Source organism: Streptomyces sp. PA03-6a (assembly GCF_033792765.1).
Lineage (GTDB): Bacteria > Actinomycetota > Actinomycetes > Streptomycetales > Streptomycetaceae > Actinacidiphila.
The window spans coordinates 1-3718 of sequence record NZ_JARAVK010000466.1 but is presented as its reverse complement, the minus strand read 5'-3'; the positions used below and the strand labels follow the sequence as shown (position 1 = coordinate 3718).

Annotated in this window: 2 protein-coding genes; both read left to right on the top strand. The window is 60.8% G+C overall.

Features of this window, described 5'->3' with window-relative positions; translation table 11 throughout:
• Positions 1-725 precede the first annotated feature (725 nt).
• On the top strand, positions 726-1133 hold the full coding sequence (locus PV350_RS45480; protein WP_500339178.1) for a hypothetical protein: 408 nt from the start codon (positions 726-728) through the stop codon (positions 1131-1133).
• Positions 1127-2353, top strand: coding sequence for a WXG100-like domain-containing protein (locus PV350_RS45475; protein WP_500339177.1), 1227 nt, complete (start codon positions 1127-1129; stop codon positions 2351-2353). The genes PV350_RS45480 and PV350_RS45475 overlap by 7 nt, the downstream gene beginning before the upstream one ends.
• The last annotated feature ends 1365 nt before the right edge of the window (positions 2354-3718 follow it).

Sequence of the window (3718 nt, the reverse complement as noted above, 5' to 3'; positions counted from 1 at the left end):
AACTCGGGCGAGTAGACCTTCATCACCATAAGAGATTCCTCCTCCCCGACCCCTGGCGGGGCCGGGCTCAGAGGTGTCCACCACCCGGGGACAGGTCCCTGAAGCGGGCCACGGCTGTACCACCCAGTCTGCTGGTCAGACGCCTGAAGCCGATGTCGATGACGCGACTTGCACGAGCAACTCCCGAGCTCTTTCCACGTCAGAAGCCACGGAGGCGATTGCGAGCTCGCTCCCGTCCTTGCCTTTCGGGGCCGGGGCGCGCGGCCAGGATCCGCGAGGTGCGCATGGCCTGGAATGCCCCGGCCGGGACGGTTGCTTGGCCGTGTGCCGCCTCCATGTCAGCAGCCGGGTGGGATTTGCCGTTTGCGTCAGTGGGCAGCGCAGGGCGGCCTCAGGGACCGGGCCGGGTTCCCCGCCGATGTGCTTGTCAGGGTCGACCGACTGCCAGTGCTCCTGTGGTGGTCCGGGCTGGAGGCCGCACCGCTCTGCCGTCAGATTCCTGTTAACGGGTGCTCTGTTTGCGTCAAGGGCTCATCATGGCCGGTTCGCGCGGCATTTGGGCTGTGATGGTGTGGACCTGCCGAGAACTTACGGCGTGCCCGGGCTCACCTTTCCTGGTGGGTGGACGAACTGTGACGAGTGAGGGGGCCGTGCCCAGTACACCACCGCCGTCTGGTGAGGGAGTTTCTGTTCCGTCCCCGCCTGATGGCTACCGCAACGTACCGGTGTCGGCACCCCAGCCGCACCTACATATCCCTGGAACCAACGACGGCAGTATTTCTGGTGGTGACGTCCTCACTGTCGACCTCGTGATGTTGCAACGCGCGATCACCGCGGCAGACGAAGCAGCCGCAGCCGCTGGCAGTCTTGCGGGTACGCTCACGAGTAGGGTTCACGCTTCCGGCCCGGCTCCCTGGGGAGTGGATCCGGCGCTTGGGCAGACCTTTGGCAGTGTCTTTGCCGAGCCACGTGAAATACTGGTCCAGGCAGTGCAAGAAATGCCGCAGGTGCTGCGGAACATCGCTGACAACCTCGCCGCCATGAACCGCTCCTATCGTGAGGCCGAAGAAGCCGCGATAGCCGCCGCACAAAGCGTGTCCGGCTACGCCAAGACCGGAAGTCGCGAGTGGTAGACGCCCACCACGTTCCCCCTGAACTGCAGAATCTCTTGCTCATAACGACCGGAAACCGTTGGCCGACCGGCGATGAGACGGCACTGCGCGCCGAAGCGGCAGTCTGGCGAGAGACAGCCCACTCACTCCAGTCGCTCATGGAGCACATTGAGACCGTCAAATGGCTGACAGCAAAGGCTTTGTCAGGTTCCGGCCAGGATGCTGTCGATGCGTTCCTATCTGAACTCATTGGTGGCCGGGGTGTAAGCGAAGCCAACGCGATCATGCCGGCGCTCATCGAAGCTGCTGAAGCCTCAGCTCACGCTCTCGACGAAGAAGCCTTGCAGATCGAGACGCTGCGGATCGAGATTATTGGTGCTTTGGTGGTGCTGTTTCTGCAGCTCATCATCGATTCGGCTCTGTGGATGTTCGGAGGGGAAGCCAAAGCCGCGGCAGACATTGCCGCCACCCGGGTGCTGTGTCTGGCCTTCCTACGTCAGGCCCTGACGCATGTCCTGACACGCCTGGCTGAATCTGTTGCCGCTATGGTCGGAATGGCACTACTTGCCCAGATCATCGAACTGGGCGAAGGCCACCGGCACTCCCTTGATGGGCACGAACTAGGCGTTGCCGCTGTAAACGGCGCCGTGGGGGCGCCCGTTGGTTTCGGCATGGGACTGGTGGGCGGTGCTGCCATGGGTGGCCTCAAGAACCTCACCAAGAAGCCAGCGTTCACCAACCTGTCGAATCGTGCGCAGAAATTGACGAAATTCGGCACAGTAGTAGCCTTCAATGCGGGTTTTGGTGCGCTCACTGGCATGGCAGAGGCAGCAGCCCAAGACAGCGTCTACGGCCTGTCCGGAGACTGGGTAGCAGGCGCAGCCAACGGCTCCTTCAACGCAGTGTGGGGCGCAAGGCACAACGCTCAAAACCCTGCAGGGCGATTTGCCCTCTCGCCGGCCGAGCACGCCGAGCAATTCATTGACCACCGTATCGCACGTCTCGGCAAGGCACCTGAACTGGCTCGCCCAGCGAAACCGCAACCCATCATCGAAAATCCCTACCACAGGAGTGATTTCCTGGACTTCGAGTCGGATACTTCGAGCACGTATCCTCCGAGGGATGATTTCCTGGACTTCGAGTCGGATACTTCGAGCACGTATCCTCCGAGGGATGATTTCCTGGACTTCGAGTCGGATACTTCGAGCACGTATCCTCCCGGATCTGACAGTGGCGACTGACGGACTGCACAGGACGATGCCACTACCGCGGTCGAGACGATGGAGCCTCGGGCTTGAAATCGCCCGATAGGCGAGGAATATTCCTCATGGAGCGGTTCCGAGAGGAACGCGGAAGGGGTTCGGGGGCGAGGCGTTGGCGTGTTCCGGCAGGTGCAGATGGTTGAGTAGTCGCTGCCTGCCTGCCCGCCGCTTACGGCGCGTGCTGCTTACCCTGCAACGGAGCGGCAGAGTAGCCAGGGTTCAACCTGGCACGCAGATTCACTGCCACTGAAGAGGAATGCGCAAGGATTTGTGTTCGAATGAGCCGCCGGTACCATGGAGTGTACATGACAGACCCTCAAAATCCTCCCCTGACGCCCGAACGTCGAGCGGCATTGATGGCGGAGCTGCGGTTGTATCAGAGGCTCGCCGAGAGGGCGGAAAATGAACTGAAAAGACATATCGCTAGGGCCTCCCGCGAGGGGATGGCTCTGCGGGAGATCGCCAGCGTGCTCAGCTTGAAGAGTTCGCACACCGCTTTGCGATGGCGGGATGAGGGCGAGCGGGCAGGCACGTAATTCCCCGCGTACACACCTACCGGTCGGCCGCCTCGCCGCCGACCGGCCCCTATGGGGCTGGCGACATTTCAGGTTGCCTTCTTCAGGTTGACGATTCGCAGGAATTGCGCGTCCAGTACTCGAAAAATCCGAGTGTCAATTCCTCGGTCACTGTATGGCTTGCTTCAATCAAGCGTTGGGTTAGCCGCACTGGTGGTGTGGGAGATCTGGCTGGACCGGTACTGGGGGCGCGTTCCAATATGTATTGAGCGACGCTCTGCACGATGAGCGGCAACTCGTTCAGTGATTCACGCCTTTCCGCCCACTCGATGCCTATTCTTCGGATCTGGGCGGCAGTTTGGTCGCTCCATTTTCCTGAGCCGGATACGACTTCTATGAGCGCAGCGAACAAGTCTTGCCGCAATAGGAGGCGATGTTCGCCGGAGAATGTGTGACTGAGGTCAGAGGGGTGATGGTTTGCTGTGGAGGATACCGGTAAGGGAGTGCTCATGCTTCGAGCTAACCAGTAGTTCATCAAAGTGACATCAGAGCAAGGTAAAGAGGAGGCAAGGTGGTGCTGCAAATGGCATCGGAGTTCAGCGGCGGGGCGCTGAAATGCGATACGGCAAGGGGTGAACATTCTTGAGCGAGGTGTGAGCGGCCGGGTTACGGTTCCCGGTTTGGTGTCTGTGAACGGACTGTTGGCGGCGGAGTTTCGTGGTGTTGTGCCGCAGGGCTTGATCAAGTTCCTTAAGGTTCGGGCTTGTTGGTGATGCCCAGAAGTGGGAGTGCTCGTTCGGGTTGGTCGCGGATTGCGCGGGTGGTTTTG